The sequence below is a fragment of the Nocardia salmonicida genome (assembly GCF_036142455.1).
GTDB classification, from domain to species: domain Bacteria; phylum Actinomycetota; class Actinomycetes; order Mycobacteriales; family Mycobacteriaceae; genus Nocardia; species Nocardia salmonicida.
In genome coordinates this window covers 6,557,070-6,574,614 of the sequence record NZ_CP108014.1, presented here as the reverse complement: position 1 = coordinate 6,574,614, position 17,545 = coordinate 6,557,070, and the positions used below count along the sequence as shown (strand labels likewise).

Below are 17,545 nucleotides of genomic sequence, written 5' to 3'. Positions count from 1 at the left end.
TTCGAATTTAGAACGTGTTCTACATGGTGACAAGGGGTTGGAGCCGACGCATTTGTTCGGCATCCGACACCGAGACAAGCATCATCGTCACGCCCGCGTCCTCCCATTCCTTCAGCCGGGTGCGCACGTGGGCCTCGTCGCCGAAGATCGCAGTGTCGGTGATCAGCTCGTCGGGCACCGCCGCGGCGGCCTCGGCCTTGCGTCCCGCCTGGAACAGCGCGGAGATCTCGTCGACCTCGGCGCCGTAGCCCATCCGCTTGTACACCTGGGCGTGGAAGTTCAGCTCGGGAGCGCCCATGCCGCCGATGTAGAGCGCGCTCACCCAGCGCATCCGCTCGATCTCGGCCGCCGGATCGTCGGTGATCACCACCTGCGCGCTGGCCGCGATCTCGAAATCGGCCCGCGAACGGCGCGCGCCCGCACGCGCGAAGCCCTCGTCGAGCCACTCGTTGTACATGCCCGCCAGGCGCGGGGCGTAGTAGATCGCCAACCAGCCATCGGCGATCTCGGCGGTCTGGGCGACGTTCTTCGGGCCCTCCGCGCCCAGCCAGATGGGCAGATCAGCGCGCAGCGGGTGCACGATCGGCTTGAGCGGTTTGCCGAGCCCGGTGGCGCCTGGACCCCCGTACGGGAGGCCGTAGTGCTTGCCCTCCGAGGTCACCGGCGCCTCGCGGGCCAGCACCTTGCGCACGATGTCGACGTACTCACGCGTGCGCTTCAGCGGCTGGGCGAACGGCTGCCCGTACCAGCCCTCCACCACCTGCGGACCGGAGACGCCGAGGCCGAGGATGGCCCGGCCGCCGCTGAGGTGGTCCAGCGTGAGCGCGTGCATCGCGGCCGCCGCGGGAGTGCGGGCCGACATCTGCGCCACCGATGTACCGAGGCGCACCCGCTCGGTCGACGACCCCCACCAGGCCAGCGGAGTGAAGGCATCCGAGCCCCAGGACTCAGCCGCGAACACCGCGTCGAACCCCGATTCCTCGGCCGCGATCACCAGTTCGCCGGCGTTGACGGGCGGCTGCGCGCCCCAGTATCCGAGTTGAAGTCCGAATTTCATGATCGGCGCCCTTTCGGCGAATCCTTGCGAGCAGAATAAGAACCTGTTCTACTCGATATCGTGACCCAGGGGAATACCGCAGTGGAAGTATTGAGTGCACCCCTTCGGGTGCGATTCGACTACACCAGGTCCGTCGGACCCATCATCGGCGCATTTCTGACCGGACTGCGCGAACGCCGGATACTCGGCGCTCGCGGCAGCGACGGCCGGATACTCGTGCCACCGCCCGAATACGATCCACTCACCAGCGCGCCGGTAGGCGAGCTGGTCGAGGTCGCGGCAACGGGCACCGTCACGTCCTGGACGTGGGTGTCGGAGCCATTGCCCGGCCAGCCGTTCGACCGCCCGTTCGCCTGGGCGCTGATCCAGCTCGACGGCGCCGACACAGCTCTGCTGCACGCCCTCGACGTTACCGACCCCGGCCAGCTCAGCACGGGAATGCGGGTCAGTGCCCGCTGGGCCGACGAGCGCACCGGCCGCATCCAGGACATCGCCTGCTTCGCGCCGGGCGAGACCACCCAGACCGCGATCTCCGCCGAAGACACCGAAGCTCTGGTCACCATGCTGACCACTCCCGTAGACCTGAACTACAAGCACACCGCCTCCCCGCAGGAGAGCATCTACCTGCGCGGCCTCGCCGAGGGCAAGCTCATCGGCGGCCGGTCCGAGGCGGGCGGGCGGGTCTACTTCCCGCCGCGCGGCGCCAATCCGACCGACGGCACCCCGACCAACGACCTGGTCGAGCTGCCGGACAAGGGCATCGTCACCACCTTCTGCATCGTCAACGTGCCGTTCCTCGGCCAGCGGATCAAGCCGCCGTATGTGGCCGCCTACATCCTGCTCGACGGCGCCGACATTCCGTTCCTGCACCTGGTGCTCGGCTGCGAGGCCAGCGAGGTGCGGATGGGAATGCGGGTCGAGGCGGTGTGGAAACCCCGTGAGGAGTGGGGTCACACGATGGCCAATATCGACCACTTCCAGCCCAGCGGTGAGCCCGATGCACCGTACGAGTCCTTCCAGAACCACCTCTAGAGAGGCGACGGTGACCATTCCCGAAATCGCGGTGGTGGGGTTCGCCCACGCACCGCATGTGCCGGAGACCTTCGGCACGACCAATGGCGTCGAGATGCTCGTGCCGTGCTTCCAGCAGCTCTACGCGACCCTCGGCATCACCAAGACCGACATCGACTTCTGGTGCTCCGGCTCCTCGGATTACATGGCGGGTCGTGCCTTTTCGTTCATCTCCGCGGTCGACGCGATCGGCGCGGTGCCGCCGATCAACGAATCGCACGTGGAGATGGACGCGGCATGGGCCCTCTACGAGGCGTGGGTGAAACTGCGTTCCGGCCAGGCCGAGACAGCGCTCGTGTACGGCTTCGGCAAGGCCTCGGCGGGTAATCTGCATCAGGTTCTGACCATGCAGCTCGACCCGTATCTGGTCGCGCCGCTGTGGCCGGACGCCGTCTCGGTCGCCGGATTGCAGGCGCGAGCCGGGCTCGATTCCGGCCGGTGGACCGAGCAGGAGATGGCCGCTGTCGCCGGCGGTGACATCGAATCCTTGCTCGCCGCGCCGTATGTGGCCGATCCGCTGCGCGCCCACGACATCGCGCCGATCACCGACGGCGCCGCCGCCATCGTGCTCGCGGTCGGCGACCGGGCCAGGGAACTGTGCGAGCGCCCGGCGTGGATCACCGGCATCGCGCACAACATCGACGCCCAGGCGCTCGGTGGTCGCGACCTGACCCGCTCCCCCTCCACCACCAAGGCCGCCGCGGTGGCGACCGGCGGCAACACCACCTTCGACCTCGCCGAACTGCACGCGCCGTTCAGCCACCAGCAGCTGATCCTGGCCGAGGCGATCGGTCTGCCCGCGGGCACGCCGGTGAATACCTCCGGTGGCGCGCTCGCCGCCAACCCGATGTTCTCGGCCGGACTGGAACGGATCGGGTGTGCCGCCGAGGCCATCATCTCCGGCACTGCCAACCGGACTCTCGCTCATGCGACCAGCGGCCCTGCGCTGCAGCAGAACCTGGTCGCCGTTCTCGAATCGGAGGCACGATGAGCTTCCCCGCGGCGGTGCTCGGCACCGGCCAAACTCATCACGTGACAAAACGTACGGACGTGTCCATGGCGGGCATGTGCCGTGAGGCGATCGATCGCGCACTCGATGACGCGGGCCTGACCATTGCCGATATCGACGCCGTCGTCGTCGGCAAGGCGCCCGATATGTTCGAGGGCGTCATGATGCCCGAGCTGTATCTCGCCGAGGCACTCGGCGCGGCGGGCAAACCGCTGCTGCGCGTGCACACCGCCGGTTCGGTCGGCGGCTCCACCGGCGTCGTCGCGGCGAACCTCGTACAGGCCGGCGTGCACAAACGCGTGCTCGCCATCGCCTGGGAGAAGCAGTCCGAGTCGAATGCCATGTGGGCGTTGTCGATTCCGGTGCCGTTCACCATGCCGGTCGGCGCGGGCGCGGGCGGCTACTTCGCCCCGCACGTGCGCTCCTACATCCGTCGCTCGAACGCGCCACTGCACATCGGCGCGATGGTGGCGGTGAAGGATCGGCGCAACGGCGCGAAGAACCCGCTCGCGCACCTGCATCAGCCCGACATCACCCTCGATTCGGTCCTGGCATCCCAAATGCTCTGGGACCCGATCCGTTTCGATGAGACCTGCCCGTCGTCCGACGGCGCGTGCGCGCTGGTGATCGGCGATGCCGAGGCCGCGGCGGTGGTCGAAGCCGAAGGTAAGAAGGTGGCCTGGGTCCACGCGACCGCGATGCGCACCGAGCCGACCACCTTCTCCGGTCGCGACCAGGTGAACCCGCAGGCGGGCCGGGACGCGGCCGCCGCCCTGTGGAAGTCGGCCGGGATCACCGATCCCCTGGAAGAGATCGATGTCGCCGAGATCTATGTGCCGTTCTCCTGGTTCGAGCCGATGTGGCTCGAGAACCTCGGTTTCGCCGCCGAGGGCGACGGCTGGAAGCTCACCGACAAGGGCGAGACGGAAATCGGCGGACGCCTGCCGGTGAATCCCTCGGGCGGCGTTCTCTCGTCCAACCCGATCGGCGCCTCGGGCCTGATCCGATTCGCCGAAGCCGCCAAGCAGGTGATGGGACGCGCAGGCGATTACCAGGTGTCGAACGCGCGCAAGGCACTGGGCCACGCGTACGGCGGCGGTTCCCAGTACTTCTCGATGTGGGTCGTCGGAAGCGAGCCCCCGGCATGAAGTTCACCGTCGGTATCGCGCTGAGCCCGCTGGAACAGCTCGCGGAGCTGGCCAAGACGGCCGAGGAATGCGGGTTCACCTCCATCGGCTTGCCCGACTCGCTGTTCTATATGAAGTCGCAGGCCGCCGACTACCCGTACACCCCGGACGGCAGCCGCTTCTGGGGCCCGGAGACTCCCTGGGTCGACCCGCTGATCGCCGCGGCGACGATGGCCGCGGTGACCACGAAGCTGCGGTTCTACACCAACGTCCTCAAGCTCGGCTCGCGCAATCCGCTCCTGCTGGCTCGCCAGGTCGGCTCGATCGCCAATTTGTCGGGCAACCGCTTCGGCTTCGGCATCGGCATCGGCTGGGCGCCTGAGGAATTCGAGTGGTGTGGCGTTCCGTACGCCCGCCGCGGCGCGAGGGTCGACGAGATGATCGAGGTCATCCGGCTCGTCCTCGACGGCGGCATGGTCGAATTCCACGGCGAGTTCTTCGATTTCGACGAGCTGCAGATGAGTCCGGCGCCGAGCGAGCGGGTGCCGTTCTACATCGGCGGGCACACCGGTCCGGCGCTGCGCCGGGCCGCCCGCATCGGTGACGGCTGGACCTCGGCGATGATGAAGTTCGACGACCTCGTCACCACCATCGGCACGCTGGGCGACCTGCGTGCCGAATACGGCCGGTCCGAGGAGCCGTTCGAGATCCAGGCCGTCTGCATCGACAAGTTCGGTCGCGACGGCTATCAGGATCTGGCCGACGCGGGCGTCACCGACAACATCGTGGTTCCCTGGCTGGCCGACGGTATCGGGTTCGACGGCGAGCTGGCAGCCAAGCAGGACTCGATGCGCAAGTTCGCCGAGAAATACATCGCCGACCCCATCATCGCGAAGGTAGCGCCATGACCGAGACCGTAGTCGAGAATTCCGCCCGCGCCGCGGGCCTGGCGTCCCAGGCCGCGGTCCGGGCCAAGGATCGGGCCGCCTGGGTCGCCCTGTTCGCCGAGGACGGCATCGTCGAAGACCCCGTCGGCCCTTCGGGTTTCGACCCCGAAGGCGTGGGCCACCGCGGCCACGAGGCCATCGGCGCATTCTGGGACAAGGCCATCGCCCTCACCGAATCCATCGAATTCCGCTTCGAGGACTCCTTCGCGTGCGGCAATGAAATCGCCTTCACCGGCCTGATCCGCACCACCATGGCGGGCCATGTCATCGATGCCGAGGGTGTGTTCACCTACAAGGTTCGCGCCGACGGAAAGATCACCGCTTTGCGCGCCTTCTGGGAAGTGGACCGCGCGGTCGCGACCACGCGCCCCGTATAGCAGCAAACACGAGAACAGCCCGGGACCTTTCGGTCCCGGGCTGTTCTCGCTGTGACGACTCAGTGCGCGACGGGGCAACCGGCGGGCTTGTAATCGACCGGCAGCTCCTTGATCCCATTGAGCCAACCCGAACGCAGACGTTTCGGATCACCGATTTGCGTGATATCGGGCAGATGATCAGCAATCGCGTTGAAGATCAGGTCGACCTCGAGCCGAGCCAGGTTCGCCCCGACGCAGAAGTGGGCGCCGGTGCCGCCGAAGGACAGGTGCTGGTTGTCGGCGCGGGTGATGTCGAACGTCTCCGGATTCTCGAAGACGTCCTCGTCGAAGTTGGCCGAGCGGTACAGCATCACCAGCCGCTGACCCTTCTTGATCTGCACGCCGCCGAGTTCGGTGTCCTCGAGCGCGGTGCGCTGGAAGGAGGTCACCGGGGTCGCCCAGCGGATGATCTCGTCCGCCGCGGTGGCCGGGCGCTCCTTCTTGAACAACTCCCACTGGTCGGGGTTCTCCATGAAGGCGATCATGCCGTGGGTGATGGCGTTGCGGGTCGTCTCGTTGCCCGCGACGGCCAGGACGATCACGAAGAAGCCGAATTCCTCCGGCGTGAGGTGCTCGCCGTCGACGTCGGCCTCGATCAGCGTGGTCACCAGATCGTCGGCCGGGCAGGCCTTCCTGGCCTCGGCCATCTGGTAGGCGTAGCCGAGGATCTCCATCGACGCGGCGACCGGATCGGCGGTGCTGTCGGGATCGTCGTAGCTGGTCATGTCGTTGGACCAGTCGAAGACCTTCATCCGGTCCTCCTGCGGCACACCGATCAGTTCGGCGATCGCCTGCAGCGGCAGCTCACATGCCACCTGGGTGACGAAGTCACCGCTGCCGGACTCGAGCGCTCGCTTCACGATGCCTTCGGCACGGGCCGAGAGTTCGGCGCGCAGACCGTTGATCGCGCGCGGGGTGAAGCCCTTGGCGATCAGCTTGCGCAGCTTGGTGTGCTCGGGGGCGTCCTTGTTCAACAGGACGAAGCGCTGCAGTTCGATCTGCTCGCGCTGGATGTCGTCGTTGAAGCGCGGGATCGCGGTGTTCTCGAAGGTCGAGAACACATCGCTGCGGCGCGACACCTCTTTGACATCGGCGTGCTTACTCACCACCCAGAAGCCGTCGTCATGGAACCCGCCCACCTCGGGCGACTGTTCGTTCCACCAGACCGGGGCCGTACGACGCAGCTCGGCAAACTCCTCGGCCGGAATCCGCTCGGCGTAGATGGCCGGGTCGGTAACGTCGAACCCGTCCGGCAGGTTCGGCCGGGCACCCGTCACAGGGCCGGCGTGTTCGGTGCTCGGATCTACCACCAGATGTCTCCTTCGACAAACTGAAACACGTTCTACAATCATTCAAGCACAGGGGTTGCCGCGACGGAAGAACCTCGCGGTTTTACCCTGGACTCAAGATCAGAACCTGTTGCAGTTATGAGGGAGATTCAGATGGGCACACCCGTGATCGTCGAAGCCGTGCGCACTCCGATCGGCAAACGGCGAGGGCAGCTTTCCGGACTGCACGCGGCCGAACTACTCGGCCTGGCCCAGCGCGGACTACTCGACCGGGCGGGCCTGGACCCCGCCGAGGTCGAGCAGGTGATCGGCGGCTGCGTCACCCAGGCGGGCGAGCAGTCCAACAACGTCACCCGCGTGGCCTGGCTGCACGCGGGCCTGCCGTGGCAGACCGGCGCGACCACGATCGACGCCCAGTGCGGTTCGGCCCAGCAGGCCAACCACCTCATCGCGGGCCTCATCGCCACCGGCGCCATCGACGTGGGCGTCGCGTGCGGCGTCGAGGCGATGAGCCGGGTGCCGCTGGGCGCCAATGTGGGCACCGAGGCGGGTACCCGACGGCCCGCGTCGTGGTCGATCGATCTGCCCGACCAGTTCGGCGCCGCCGAGCGCATCGCCCGCAGGCGCGGGATCACCCGCTCCGATATCGACCGATTCGGCTTGCGCTCACAGCAATTGGCAGCCAAGGCGTGGGCCGAGGGCCGCTACGACCGCGAAGTGCTGCCGATCTCGGCACCGGTACTCGACGGCGAAGGCGTGGCCACCGGGGAGAAGGTGGAGGTTGCCCGCGACCAGGGTCTGCGCGCCACCACCATCGAGGGGCTGTCCGCGCTGAAACCGGTCGTGGCCGACGGCATCCACACCGCTGGCACCTCGTCGCAGATCTCCGACGGCGCCGCCGCGGTGCTGCTGATGGACGAAACCGTGGCGCGCCGAAAGGGTTTGCGCCCGCGCGCCCGGATCCATACCCAGGTTCTCGTCGGCGCCGAACCGGAGTTCCATCTCGACGGTCCGGTTCAGGCGTGCACCCGCCTTCTCGAGCGTTCGGGAATGACGATTGGCGATATCGATCTATTCGAGATCAACGAAGCATTCGCGTCGGTCGCACTTTCGTGGGCTGCCGTACATCAACCTGACATGGACCGTGTAAATGTCAACGGCGGCGCGATCGCAATCGGGCATCCTGTCGGCTCTACCGGCTCCCGATTGATCACAACCGCGTTACACGAACTCGAACGCACAGGTCAGGGCACTGCCATGGTGCTCATGTGCGCCGGCGGCGCACTGGCGACCGGGACCATCATCGAACGCCTGTAGACTGACCCATACCGAAACCGGGCGCCCAGGTTGAACATTCATCCCAGGGCGCCCGGAACGTGTCGTACGCCACAAAGTCACGGGGGGCAGGGGGATGATGAGATGTCAGCTATCTTTGGGTTATCGTGTGGTGAGGGCTGAAGAGCCCCGCGACGGGCACGAACCCGGGCCCCCTTGCGCTCCGCAAGAGTCGTTGGCCTGACCCGCAAACGCGTCCGCCGCCGCCCCTGCACGCAGGTGAGCGTCGGAAATCGTCGAGAAATCCCGAATCAGGCGTAGGTTTTCAGTTACTGAGCCGCTAATATCAATGATACGTATCCGAGATAACGACTGTTAGTACAGTGAAGGGAATTGGGCGGCTCACAATGGCTGATTTCGCGGCGCGGCTGAACAAGCTGTTCGAAACCGTGCATCCCCCGGGGCGCAAGCCGCATACCAACGCAGAGGTTGCGGCTGCGCTGACTGCCTCCGGGCATCCGATCTCGAAGCCGTATCTCTCGCAGTTGCGGTCGGGACAACGAACGAATCCGTCCGACGAGACGGTGGCCGCCCTGGCGAAGTTCTTCAAGGTCAAGCCTGACTACTTCTTCAACGATATCTACGCGGCCAAGATCGATCACGACCTGGAGCTGCTCGCGCAGCTGCAGGGTTACGGACTTCGTCGACTGTCGAGTAGGGCATTCGATCTGTCCGAAGAATCACAAAATCTGCTCACATCGATGGCGGAGAAGTTGCGGGCCAGCGAAGGCTTGCCCGAAATTCCTCCGGACGGAACAGAATAGGATCTACGCAACCGGTCGGCCTGACGCACCTGATGGTGTCCTGGGTACGGCCGTAAAAACGTCGGATACGCAGACAACGGGCCTGAGACGGTGGAAATCACCAGCTCAGGCCCGTTTTCTGCGTCGAGCGGTCAGCTCGACGCAGCGGCGTTCTGCGGTGCCGACTTCGCGGCAGACACCGCGCTCTCGTACTGATTCGCGAGCGCGAGCACCCAGCCGCGGGGGCTGATGCCGGGCGGCGGGGCGATCCAGCGCGCGTCGACGAATAAGTCCCCCAACGGATTTCGCGCCCACTCGGCCACCACCTCGGCCCGCTTCGGCACCGAGTTCGGCGGCTCGCCTGCCGCCGGGATGACGATGCCGCTGCCCGAGAGCAGATACAGCGCGTCCATCACCTGTGCCATGTGATCGGAAGCCTTCAGCTGTGCCGAGGTGGCGTTCTGCTCGGGCGCGACCACCTCGGGGAACCGACCCACCATCAGCTGGTGCAGCGGCCGGATCCGGCGCAGCAGAACCTTGGCCCGCCACCAGAGCTCGATCACGATCGACACGGCACCGAGTGCGATCAGCAGCGCGGCGATCTCCCACGCGACCCATCCCCACAGCGGTTCGTCGGGCGGCGTCGGCGCGGCGTCCTGGAGGGCGCGGCCCACATTGGCCACGGCGAGCACCGCGACCAGCGCGGTGCCCGTGATGTAGACGGCGATGCCGCGACCGAGGATGGTCCAGTCCAGGTTGCGCAGACCGGTGGTCACGATGAACACCGCGCCGAGCGCGACCGCGACCCAGCCGAAGGTGAACGACCACGCCAGGGTGATCGCGATCGCCACCGCGCCGATGCCGTACACGATCATCGCGACCTGGCGCAGGTTGCGCCGCGAGACCACCGGCCACGCGGCCGAGGCCACCACCGAGGTGGCCGTGGTGAACAGGATCCAGGCGGAGATGACGATGCCGGTGGACAGCCAGCCGCTGTGCACCCCACCCTTCATCAGGTTGTCGATGGCGACGGCCATCTCCGGAATGGCGGCGGTGACCGCGAGCGCCACGGCGGCGACCGCGACGACGATGGCCACGCGAGCGGTCGTCGCGGGCTTCACCAGCACGCGACCCACTCGCGCACCCGCGGCAACCCAGACCAGCAGGGCTGTCAACCAGAGTGTCATCCGAGCGCCTCATCGAATCGAAGGACCGAGACGCCTGCGCCCCGGTTGCTGAATACGCGAAGTCGCGTCATGAGCATCGCCGCGAAGGTCTCGGCTTCCCATTCGGCGAGGTCGTCGGCGCCGTCGTCGACGATCTGCGCGTGGGCGCGCTGGCTGAGCATGTAGGCGATCAGGTCGTCGCTGACTTCGAGGGTCGTCTCCACCGCGGGCGCGCCCTCGTGATCGAAGACGATGTGGCCGAGTTCGTGCGCGAGGGTGTGATCGCGACTGGGGAGGGCGTCGGCGAGCACGATGATGTCGCGCTCGGGATAGAACCGGCGCTGACCGCATACGCCAGGGCCCAGGTTCGCACTGGTTATTTCGATTTCGCGTTGCCGCTCCAGCGAGATGGCGTGGACCACCTCGTCGAGGGTGGTGGCGTCGAAGTCGGCGGCGACCGCGCACACCGCGTCGACGGCGGCGGCGACGCGGCGATAGGACCGGGAGGTGCTCTGGGTCTTGCTCTTACTCATCGAAGATCCCCTCACGACCTCGGTCCGAAGAACTCGGCACGCGCCGCGTTCACCCGCGCTTGGGCTGCCGCGGCACCTTGGAAACTCACTGCGCCCGAACCGGTCGCGGCCAGGGTCAGCGCGATCAGGCCGCCGATCACCGACAGCAGCTCGGGTTCGGGCAGGGCGCTGTTGTCGCTGGTCGGCTTGAACTCGTGGTTCGGCTTGGCCGCCGGCGCCGGCGCCGGTGCGGCCGCGGCGGGGGCCTGCGCCGCAGGTGGCACGGCTGCCGGAACAGGCACTGCCACAGCGATATTCGGAGCACCGGGGATGGCCGGTGCGGCGGGGATCGTGATCGATGGCAGAGCCGGTGCGGCCGGGACCGAGGGGATCGGGATCAGGAGCAGCAGCAGTGGCGAGGCCGAACCGACTGCCGCCGAACCGACCGCGGCCGAACCGACTGCGGCAGAACCCGCGCCAGCGGAACCTACCCCCGCGGAACCAACCGCGGCGGAACCGACTGCGGCAGAACCTGTTCCGAGAACGGCCGAGCCCGCGCCCAGTGCGGCCGAACCGGTGCCCGCGGCGGCCGAGCCGACCGCGGCCGAACCCGTACCGAGAACCGCTGCCGCACCTGCCGAGCCGGTGCCGAGAACCGCTGCCGCACCTGCCGAGCCGGTGCCGAGGATGGCGGCCGCGCCTGCGGAGCCCGTGCCGAGTACTACGCCCAAGCCCGCCGACCCGGTACCGAGCAGCACGCCGAGCCCGGCCGAACCGGTGCCGAGGACAACGCCCGCGGCTGCCGAGCCCGTGCCTGCCGCGGCGGAGCCGACGGCCGCTGAGCCGGAAAGTGGGCCCGCGACTTCCTTCTTCGGGACGTCATCGCTCGATTGGCCGGGGATGGTGAGGGGGGCCCATTCGCCGTCGTCTGCGACGGAGGCGCCCGACTGCGGGTTGCCGTTCCCCTGCCCACTGCTTCCGCTGTCGGGCGCCTGCGCGGCGGGTGTAGGCGGTTTTTCCGGGGCGGCCATCGCGACAGCGGGCCCTAAGAGCGCACAGCCGGCCAGGACACTCGCAGCGGCAAACACGCGCAACATGCGACCAATGGCCATGCGCTAGATCATCCCCTTAGTCATTCAGCGCAGCATTAACCCCCGGTCGCGACACATTCCGGGATCGACGAACAGTAGCCCATAGTAAACCCAGTGCCTCAGCCCCGCAGAAGAGAGCAAGAGTCGTCCAGCCCCCTGAACGTGTGTGACATGCCATAGCCGCAGGCCGGGGACTTTTCCCCGGCCTGACGCCTCAGAGTTAGCTATGCGCCGTAAACCGGCTCCGGCGGAGTGCTCTTCTCGATCAGTTCCTTGACGACCGGACCCAGCTCGGCGGGGTTCCAGCGAGCGCCGCGATCGACCGGAGTGCCATGGAGCCAGCCCTGCGCCAGCGCGACCTTTCCGCCCTCTACCTCGAACATCCGGCCGGTCACCCCGGCGGATTCGGCGCTGCCGAGCCACACCACCAGCGGTGAGACGTTCTCCGGAGCCATCGCGTCGAAGCCCGCGTCGGGAGCGGACATGGTGTCGGCGAAGACCGTCTCGGTCATCCGGGTGCGGGCGGCGGGGGCGATGGCGTTCACGGTCACGCCGTACCGGCCGAACTCGGCCGACGCGGTCAGGGTGAGACCCGCGATACCCGCCTTGGCCGCACCGTAGTTACCCTGGCCGACGCTGCCCTGCAGACCGGCGCCGGAGCTGGTGTTGATCACGCGGGCGTCCACCGGACGGCCCGCCTTCGACTCGGCCCGCCAGTATTCAGCCGCGTGCCGCATGGTGGCGAAGTGGCCCTTGAGGTGCACGCGAACCACCGCGTCCCACTCGTCCTCGCCGAGGTTCACCAGCATGCGGTCGCGCACGAAGCCGGCGTTGTTGACCAGCACGTCGAGCCCGCCGAACGTGTCGACGGCCTGGCGGATCAGGCGGCGAGCGCCTTCCCAGTCGGCGACGTCGTCGTAGTTGGCGACGGCCTCGCCACCGGCGGCGACGATCTCGTCGACAACCTGCTGAGCGGGGGTTTCCGTGGTCGCGGCGCCGTCGAGCGCGGTGCCGACATCGTTGACCACCACGCGGGCGCCTGCTGCTGCGAAAGCCAGGGCGTGGGCGCGGCCGATCCCTCTTCCGGCGCCGGTCACGATTACCGTGCGGCCGGCGCACATTGACTGGTCGTCCATATTGCACTCCTGTGTTTATCGGCGGCTGGCGCCGCGGGATTTTCGGCCCTGTGGGCCTCGCATCCGAAGGGCGATACTGCGCCTTCGGCGTTCCGTCTCGCCCTTCGGATGCGAGGCGGCCGAAAATCGTGGTGGTTGGGTTGGGCGGGTGGCGTTGGTTGCGGCAGGTTGGGGGACGTTCAGTCTCTAGACGGGGTGGCTACTGAGGGTTCGCATCGGCGCCTAGTTGTTCGCGTTGGCGGCGTCGAGGAAGGCAGGGCGTTCGCCGCCGCCGTGGACGAGTAGGGCGGCGCCGGTGATGTGGGCGGCCAGGGGTGAGGCCAGGAAGAGGGCGGCGTTGCCGACGTCGGCGGGGCTGGCGAGGCGGCCGAGGGGGACAGTTTTCGCGACGGCCGCCACGCCGTCTGCGTCGCCGTAGTGCAGGTGGCTGAGTTCGGTTTCCACCGGGCCGACGACGACGGAGTTGAGCCGGACTTTCGGCGCCCACTCGACTGCCAGCGAGGTGACCAGATTGTCCAGGCCCGCCTTGGCCGCACCGTAGGCGGCGGTGCCCGGCGAGGGCCGGTGCCCGCTGACGCTGGTGATCATCACGATCGAGCCGCCCGCGTCCTGCTTCTGCATCAGCGCGTTGGCCTGCTGGGAGATCAGCAGGGGCGCGAGCAGATTCAGCTCCACGATCTTGGCGTGGAATTTAGGGCTCGCGGCCTCGGCCATCGCGAACGGGGCGCCACCGGCGTTGTTCACCACATGGTCGACTCGGCCGTACCTGGCGAGGATCTCGGCGAACATCGCCGCGACCGCGTCGGCGTCGCGCACATCGCAGGTGAGGTGCTCGGCGCTGCGGCCGCCTGCCGTGATCGGTTCGTCGGCCGGTCTGCGCGCGCAGGTCAGCACCGTCGCGCCCGCGGCGAGGAAGGCCCGGCTGATTCCGGCGCCGACGCCGCGTACGCCGCCCGTCACCAGAACGATCTGCTCGGAAAGGTCGATTTCTACAGCCACCGTGTTAACCTACCAAGCAATTGCTTGCTTTGTCTCGGGTTCGCCGGGGCGCGCACGAGGAGACATCGCGATGGGGATTAACCGTCACACCGAAGCCGACGGGGTAGAGGTCGTCACAGTCGACTATCCGCCGGTCAACGCCCTGCCCTCGGACGGCTGGTTCGCACTGGCCGACGCCGTCAGAGCAGCGGGCCGCAACCAGGAGACCCGAGTGGTCGTCCTGCGCGCGGAAGGCCGCGGGTTCAACGCGGGCGTCGACATCAAGGAGATGAACGCCGACGTCGGCCATACCGCGCTGATCCGCGCCAACCACGGCTGTTTCGACGCCTTCGCCGCGGTCTACGACTGTGAGGTGCCCGTGGTCACCGCCGTGAACGGCTTCTGCCTCGGCGGCGGCATCGGCCTGGTCGGCAACTCCGATGTCATCGTCGCCTCCGACGACGCCACCTTCGGGCTACCCGAAGTGGACCGTGGCGCGCTCGGCGCCGCCACGCATCTGTCTCGGCTGGTCCCCCAGCACCTGATGCGCACCATGTTCTACACCGCGGGCAAGCTCACCGCCCAGCAGCTGCACCACTTCGGTTCCGTGTACAAGGTGGTGCCGCGCGCTGAGCTCGACGCCGCCGCGATGGATGTCGCCAAGAACATCGCGAACAAGGACGGCCGGGTGATCCGGGCCGCCAAACGCGCGCTCAACGGCATCGACGTGCAGGACGTACACCGTTCCTACCGCTACGAACAGGGCTTCACGATGGAGCTCAACCTCGCCGGGGTCGCCGACGAGATCAGGGCGCGCTTCGACGACGATCTCGCCGCGCAGAAGAAGGAGAGCTGAAAGCCATGCGCGACAAGAGAATGACCCTCGACGAGGTGGTCGGTGAGCTGCGCAGCGGCATGACCATCGGGATCGGCGGCTGGGGTTCGCGGCGCAAGCCGATGGCGCTGGTGCGCGCGCTGCTGCGCTCCGATGTCACCGACCTGACCGTGGTCACCTATGGCGGCCCCGACCTGGGCCTGCTGTGTTCGGCGGGCAAGGTCCGCAAGGCGTACTACGGGTTCGTGTCGCTGGATTCGGCGCCGTTCTACGACCCGTGGTTCGCGAAGGCGCGCACCGAGGGCGCGATCACCGTGCGCGAGATGGACGAGGGAATGGTGAAGTGCGGGCTGCAAGCGGCCGCAGCGCGACTACCGTTCCTGCCGATCCGGGCCGGGCTCGGGTCCGCGGTGCTCGACTTCTGGGAGGGCGAGCTGAAGACCGTCGCGTCGCCGTATCCCGCCGCCGACGGTCGCGTCGAGACACTGGTCGCGATGCCGGCGCTGAATCTCGACGCGTCGTTCGTGCATCTGGATCTGGCCGACAAGCACGGCAACGCGGCCTACACGGGCGTCGACCCGTACTTCGACGATCTGTACTGCCTCGCGGCCGAGCGTCGCTACGTCTCGGTGGATCGCATCGTCGAGACCGAGGAACTGGTGAAAGCCGTTCCACAACAGTCGATCATCCTCAACCGCATGCTGGTCGACGGTGTGGTCGAGTCGCCCGGCGGCGCGCACTTCACCTTCTCGGGCAGCTACGGGCGCGACGAGAAGTTTCAGAAGCACTATGTGGCCGCCGCGAAGACGCCGGAGTCGTGGGCCGAGTTCAAGGCTCGCTACCTGGATGTCTCCGAAGAGGAATACCAGTCCGCCGTGGCCGCGTTCGCTGAGGAGCAGAAGCTATGACTATTACTCGTGCTGAGGTCTGCGTCGTCGCCGCCGCGGAAATCTTCCGCGGGGCCGGTGAGATCATGGCCAGTCCGATGTCGACGGTCACCACCATCGGCGCCCGGCTGGCCCGGCTCACCTTCGAACCCGACCTGCTGCTCTCCGACGGCGAGGCGCTGTTCTTCGCCGAGGTACCGGCGATCGGCGCCAAAGCCCCTGTCGAGGGCTGGATTCCGTTCTCCCGGGTGTTCGACGTCGTCGCCTCGGGCCGTCGCCATGTGGTGATGGGCGCCAACCAGATCGACCGGTTCGGCAACCAGAACCTGTCGGCCTTCGGTCCGCTCCAGCAGCCGACCAGGCAGATGTTCGGTGTGCGTGGCGCGCCGGGCAACACCATCAACCACGCGACCAGCTACTTCGTGCCCCGGCACAACAATCGGGTGTTCGTCGACAAGGTCGACATCATCTCCGGAATCGGTTACGACAGAATCGATCCCGAGAACCCCGCGTACCGCTTCCATCATCTGCACCGCGTGGTGACCAACCTGGGCGTGTTCGACTTCAACGGCCCCGACCACACCTTGCGCGCGCTGTCGCTGCATCCGGGCGTGAGCGCGGCCGAGGTCGCCGAGAACACCTCCTTCGAGGTAGCCGAGCTGGGCGAAGCGGGCGAGACCAGGCTGCCGACCGAGGAAGAGCTGCGGATCATCCGAACCGTGCTCGATCCTAAGGGTTTCCGGGAGAAGGAAGTAGCGGCATGAGCGCGCGCTTGCGGACTCCGCTGACCGAGCTGGTCGGCATCGAGCACCCGATCGTGCAGACCGGGATGGGCTGGGTCGCCGGTCCACGACTGGTCGCGGCCACCGCCAACGCGGGCGGACTCGGCATTCTCGCCTCGGCGACGATGACTTTCGAGGAGCTCGAGGCGGCGGTCGCCAAGACCAAGTCGCTCACCGACAAGCCCTTCGGCGTGAACATCCGCGCCGACGCCACCGACGCTCCCGAACGCATCGAACTGCTCATCCGCGAGCAGGTGCGGGTCGCGTCGTTCGCGCTGGCGCCGAAGAAGGAACTCATCGCTCGGCTCAAAGATGCCGGTGTCGTGGTCGTTCCGTCGATCGGCGCGGCCAAGCACGCGGTGAAGGTGGCCTCATGGGGCGCCGACGCGGTGATCGTGCAGGGCGGTGAAGGCGGCGGGCACACCGGACCGGTCGCCACCACCCTGCTGCTGCCGTCGGTACTCGACGCCGTCGACATCCCGGTGATCGCGGCGGGCGGCTTCTTCGACGGTCGCGGTCTGGCTGCCGCGCTGTCCTACGGCGCGGCGGGCGTCGCGATGGGCACCCGCTTCCTGCTCACCCAGGAGAGCACCGTCCCCGAGGCGGTGAAGCAGGAGTACCTTGCCCGCGGCCTCCAGGACACGGTGGTGTCGGTGAAGGTCGACGGCATGCCGCACCGGATGCTCAACACCGAGCTGGTCGAGAAGCTGGAACACTCCGGCGGCTGGCGCGGACTGTCGGCCGCGGTGAGCAACGCGGCCAAGTTCAAGTCCATGACCGGCATGAAGTGGTCCACGCTGATGCGCGACGGCCTGGCGATGCGAAAGACCAAGGACCTCAGCTGGTCTCAGGTCGTGATGGCGGCGAACTCGGCGATGCTGACCAAGGCGGGTCTCGTCGAGGGTCGCACCGACGCGGGCGTGCTGCCCGCTGGCCAGGTCACCGGCATCATCGACAGCTTGCCGACCGTGGCCGAACTGGTCGAACAGATCGTCGCCGACGCGGTGGCCCGGATCGCCGCGGTGAGCGCGCTGACCAGCGAGCCCGCCGCCGAAACGCGCTGACCGATCGAAGCTCGCCCCCGACTCGACGGCCTGGAGCGTCCGTCGAATTCGCCGGGTGATCAGAGCGCCGGACCAGGTGCGACGCCCACGAGGCGCGCCC

The 17,545-nt window shown here is 67.6% G+C and carries 18 protein-coding genes; 11 read left to right on the top strand and 7 right to left on the bottom strand.

Annotation, left to right across the window (positions count from 1 at the left end):
- Nucleotides 1-19: 19 nt before the first annotated feature.
- On the bottom strand, nucleotides 20-1,057 hold the full coding sequence (locus OHS03_RS30785; RefSeq protein WP_056818861.1) for an LLM class F420-dependent oxidoreductase: 1,038 nt from the start codon (nucleotides 1,055-1,057) through the stop codon (nucleotides 20-22).
- A gap of 60 nt (nucleotides 1,058-1,117) precedes the next feature.
- Here OHS03_RS30785 and OHS03_RS30780 point away from each other — a divergent pair, with 60 nt between their 5' ends.
- From OHS03_RS30780 to OHS03_RS30760, 5 genes are read left to right on the top strand one after another with little or no spacing between them, the layout of a single operon-like run.
- The gene (locus OHS03_RS30780; protein ID WP_056818863.1) at nucleotides 1,118-2,089 is read left to right on the top strand and encodes a Zn-ribbon domain-containing OB-fold protein; all 972 of its coding nucleotides are present in this window, start codon (nucleotides 1,118-1,120) and stop codon (nucleotides 2,087-2,089) included.
- A 16-nt stretch (nucleotides 2,090-2,105) separates the two neighbouring features.
- Nucleotides 2,106-3,119, top strand: coding sequence for a thiolase family protein (locus OHS03_RS30775; protein ID WP_328664486.1), 1,014 nt, complete (start codon nucleotides 2,106-2,108; stop codon nucleotides 3,117-3,119).
- A complete protein-coding gene (locus OHS03_RS30770) occupies nucleotides 3,116-4,285 on the top strand; it encodes a thiolase family protein (protein ID WP_056818865.1) in 1,170 nt (389 codons plus the stop codon). The genes OHS03_RS30775 and OHS03_RS30770 overlap by 4 nt, the downstream gene beginning before the upstream one ends.
- Entirely contained in the window at nucleotides 4,282-5,172 is an 891-nt protein-coding gene (locus OHS03_RS30765) for a TIGR03619 family F420-dependent LLM class oxidoreductase (RefSeq protein WP_328658869.1), read from the top strand. The genes OHS03_RS30770 and OHS03_RS30765 overlap by 4 nt, the downstream gene beginning before the upstream one ends.
- Nucleotides 5,169-5,588 carry a nuclear transport factor 2 family protein gene (locus OHS03_RS30760; protein WP_056818869.1) on the top strand — a complete coding sequence of 140 codons (420 nt, stop codon included), beginning with the start codon at nucleotides 5,169-5,171 and terminating at the stop codon, nucleotides 5,586-5,588. The genes OHS03_RS30765 and OHS03_RS30760 overlap by 4 nt, the downstream gene beginning before the upstream one ends.
- 59 nt (nucleotides 5,589-5,647) lie before the next feature.
- Here the strand turns inward: OHS03_RS30760 and OHS03_RS30755 are convergent, their stop codons facing one another.
- Nucleotides 5,648-6,937, bottom strand: coding sequence for a cytochrome P450 (locus tag OHS03_RS30755; RefSeq protein ID WP_281220884.1), 1,290 nt, complete (start codon nucleotides 6,935-6,937; stop codon nucleotides 5,648-5,650).
- Nucleotides 6,938-7,069: 132 nt separating this feature from the next.
- On the opposite strand from OHS03_RS30755, the gene OHS03_RS30750 reads away from it, so the two are divergent.
- On the top strand, nucleotides 7,070-8,233 hold the full coding sequence (locus tag OHS03_RS30750; RefSeq protein WP_062982750.1) for a steroid 3-ketoacyl-CoA thiolase: 1,164 nt from the start codon (nucleotides 7,070-7,072) through the stop codon (nucleotides 8,231-8,233).
- A gap of 365 nt (nucleotides 8,234-8,598) precedes the next feature.
- Nucleotides 8,599-9,015 carry a helix-turn-helix domain-containing protein gene (locus OHS03_RS30745; protein ID WP_019044759.1) on the top strand — a complete coding sequence of 139 codons (417 nt, stop codon included), beginning with the start codon at nucleotides 8,599-8,601 and terminating at the stop codon, nucleotides 9,013-9,015.
- Between the two features lie 131 nt (nucleotides 9,016-9,146).
- Here OHS03_RS30745 and OHS03_RS30740 read toward each other — a convergent pair whose 3' ends face one another.
- The 5 genes from OHS03_RS30740 to OHS03_RS30720 all read right to left on the bottom strand — a co-directional run bounded on the left by OHS03_RS30740 (nucleotide 9,147) and on the right by OHS03_RS30720 (nucleotide 13,898).
- Entirely contained in the window at nucleotides 9,147-10,181 is a 1,035-nt protein-coding gene (locus tag OHS03_RS30740) for a hypothetical protein (RefSeq protein WP_328658867.1), read from the bottom strand.
- Entirely contained in the window at nucleotides 10,178-10,693 is a 516-nt protein-coding gene (locus OHS03_RS30735; protein ID WP_056818874.1) for an ImmA/IrrE family metallo-endopeptidase, read from the bottom strand. Before OHS03_RS30735 ends, OHS03_RS30740 begins: the two co-directional genes overlap by 4 nt.
- Before the next feature lie 11 nt (nucleotides 10,694-10,704).
- The gene (locus tag OHS03_RS30730) at nucleotides 10,705-11,784 is read right to left on the bottom strand and encodes a hypothetical protein (RefSeq protein WP_328658865.1); all 1,080 of its coding nucleotides are present in this window, start codon (nucleotides 11,782-11,784) and stop codon (nucleotides 10,705-10,707) included.
- Between the two features lie 203 nt (nucleotides 11,785-11,987).
- Entirely contained in the window at nucleotides 11,988-12,899 is a 912-nt protein-coding gene (locus OHS03_RS30725) for an SDR family oxidoreductase (RefSeq protein WP_056818878.1), read from the bottom strand.
- A gap of 222 nt (nucleotides 12,900-13,121) precedes the next feature.
- Complete coding sequence (locus tag OHS03_RS30720) at nucleotides 13,122-13,898, bottom strand: SDR family oxidoreductase (RefSeq protein WP_056818880.1); 777 nt, start codon at nucleotides 13,896-13,898, stop codon at nucleotides 13,122-13,124.
- A gap of 70 nt (nucleotides 13,899-13,968) precedes the next feature.
- Between OHS03_RS30720 and OHS03_RS30715 the strand changes: the two genes are divergently transcribed.
- The 4 genes from OHS03_RS30715 to OHS03_RS30700 are packed head-to-tail and all read left to right on the top strand — an operon-like array spanning nucleotide 13,969 to nucleotide 17,445.
- Entirely contained in the window at nucleotides 13,969-14,733 is a 765-nt protein-coding gene (locus OHS03_RS30715; RefSeq protein WP_056818882.1) for an enoyl-CoA hydratase family protein, read from the top strand.
- The gene (locus OHS03_RS30710) at nucleotides 14,730-15,620 is read left to right on the top strand and encodes a CoA transferase subunit A (RefSeq protein ID WP_266297857.1); all 891 of its coding nucleotides are present in this window, start codon (nucleotides 14,730-14,732) and stop codon (nucleotides 15,618-15,620) included. The genes OHS03_RS30715 and OHS03_RS30710 overlap by 4 nt, the downstream gene beginning before the upstream one ends.
- Nucleotides 15,617-16,363, top strand: a complete 747-nt coding sequence (locus tag OHS03_RS30705) for a CoA-transferase subunit beta (RefSeq protein ID WP_328658863.1) — start codon at nucleotides 15,617-15,619, stop codon at nucleotides 16,361-16,363. Before OHS03_RS30710 ends, OHS03_RS30705 begins: the two co-directional genes overlap by 4 nt.
- Nucleotides 16,360-17,445 carry an NAD(P)H-dependent flavin oxidoreductase gene (locus OHS03_RS30700; RefSeq protein WP_328658861.1) on the top strand — a complete coding sequence of 362 codons (1,086 nt, stop codon included), beginning with the start codon at nucleotides 16,360-16,362 and terminating at the stop codon, nucleotides 17,443-17,445. The genes OHS03_RS30705 and OHS03_RS30700 overlap by 4 nt, the downstream gene beginning before the upstream one ends.
- Nucleotides 17,446-17,545 lie beyond the last annotated feature (100 nt).

Coding starts and splice junctions, on each gene's coding strand:
- OHS03_RS30740 (WP_328658867.1), bottom strand. CDS start 10,181: ATGACACTCTGGTTGACAGCCCTGCTGGTCTGGGTTGCCGCGGGTGCG.
- OHS03_RS30765 (WP_328658869.1), top strand. CDS start 4,282: ATGAAGTTCACCGTCGGTATCGCGCTGAGCCCGCTGGAACAGCTCGCG.
- OHS03_RS30735 (WP_056818874.1), bottom strand. CDS start 10,693: ATGAGTAAGAGCAAGACCCAGAGCACCTCCCGGTCCTATCGCCGCGTC.
- OHS03_RS30715 (WP_056818882.1), top strand. CDS start 13,969: ATGGGGATTAACCGTCACACCGAAGCCGACGGGGTAGAGGTCGTCACA.
- OHS03_RS30725 (WP_056818878.1), bottom strand. CDS start 12,899: ATGGACGACCAGTCAATGTGCGCCGGCCGCACGGTAATCGTGACCGGC.
- OHS03_RS30745 (WP_019044759.1), top strand. CDS start 8,599: ATGGCTGATTTCGCGGCGCGGCTGAACAAGCTGTTCGAAACCGTGCAT.
- OHS03_RS30770 (WP_056818865.1), top strand. CDS start 3,116: ATGAGCTTCCCCGCGGCGGTGCTCGGCACCGGCCAAACTCATCACGTG.
- OHS03_RS30785 (WP_056818861.1), bottom strand. CDS start 1,057: ATGAAATTCGGACTTCAACTCGGATACTGGGGCGCGCAGCCGCCCGTC.
- OHS03_RS30705 (WP_328658863.1), top strand. CDS start 15,617: ATGACTATTACTCGTGCTGAGGTCTGCGTCGTCGCCGCCGCGGAAATC.
- OHS03_RS30700 (WP_328658861.1), top strand. CDS start 16,360: ATGAGCGCGCGCTTGCGGACTCCGCTGACCGAGCTGGTCGGCATCGAG.
- OHS03_RS30760 (WP_056818869.1), top strand. CDS start 5,169: ATGACCGAGACCGTAGTCGAGAATTCCGCCCGCGCCGCGGGCCTGGCG.
- OHS03_RS30730 (WP_328658865.1), bottom strand. CDS start 11,784: ATGGCCATTGGTCGCATGTTGCGCGTGTTTGCCGCTGCGAGTGTCCTG.
- OHS03_RS30750 (WP_062982750.1), top strand. CDS start 7,070: ATGGGCACACCCGTGATCGTCGAAGCCGTGCGCACTCCGATCGGCAAA.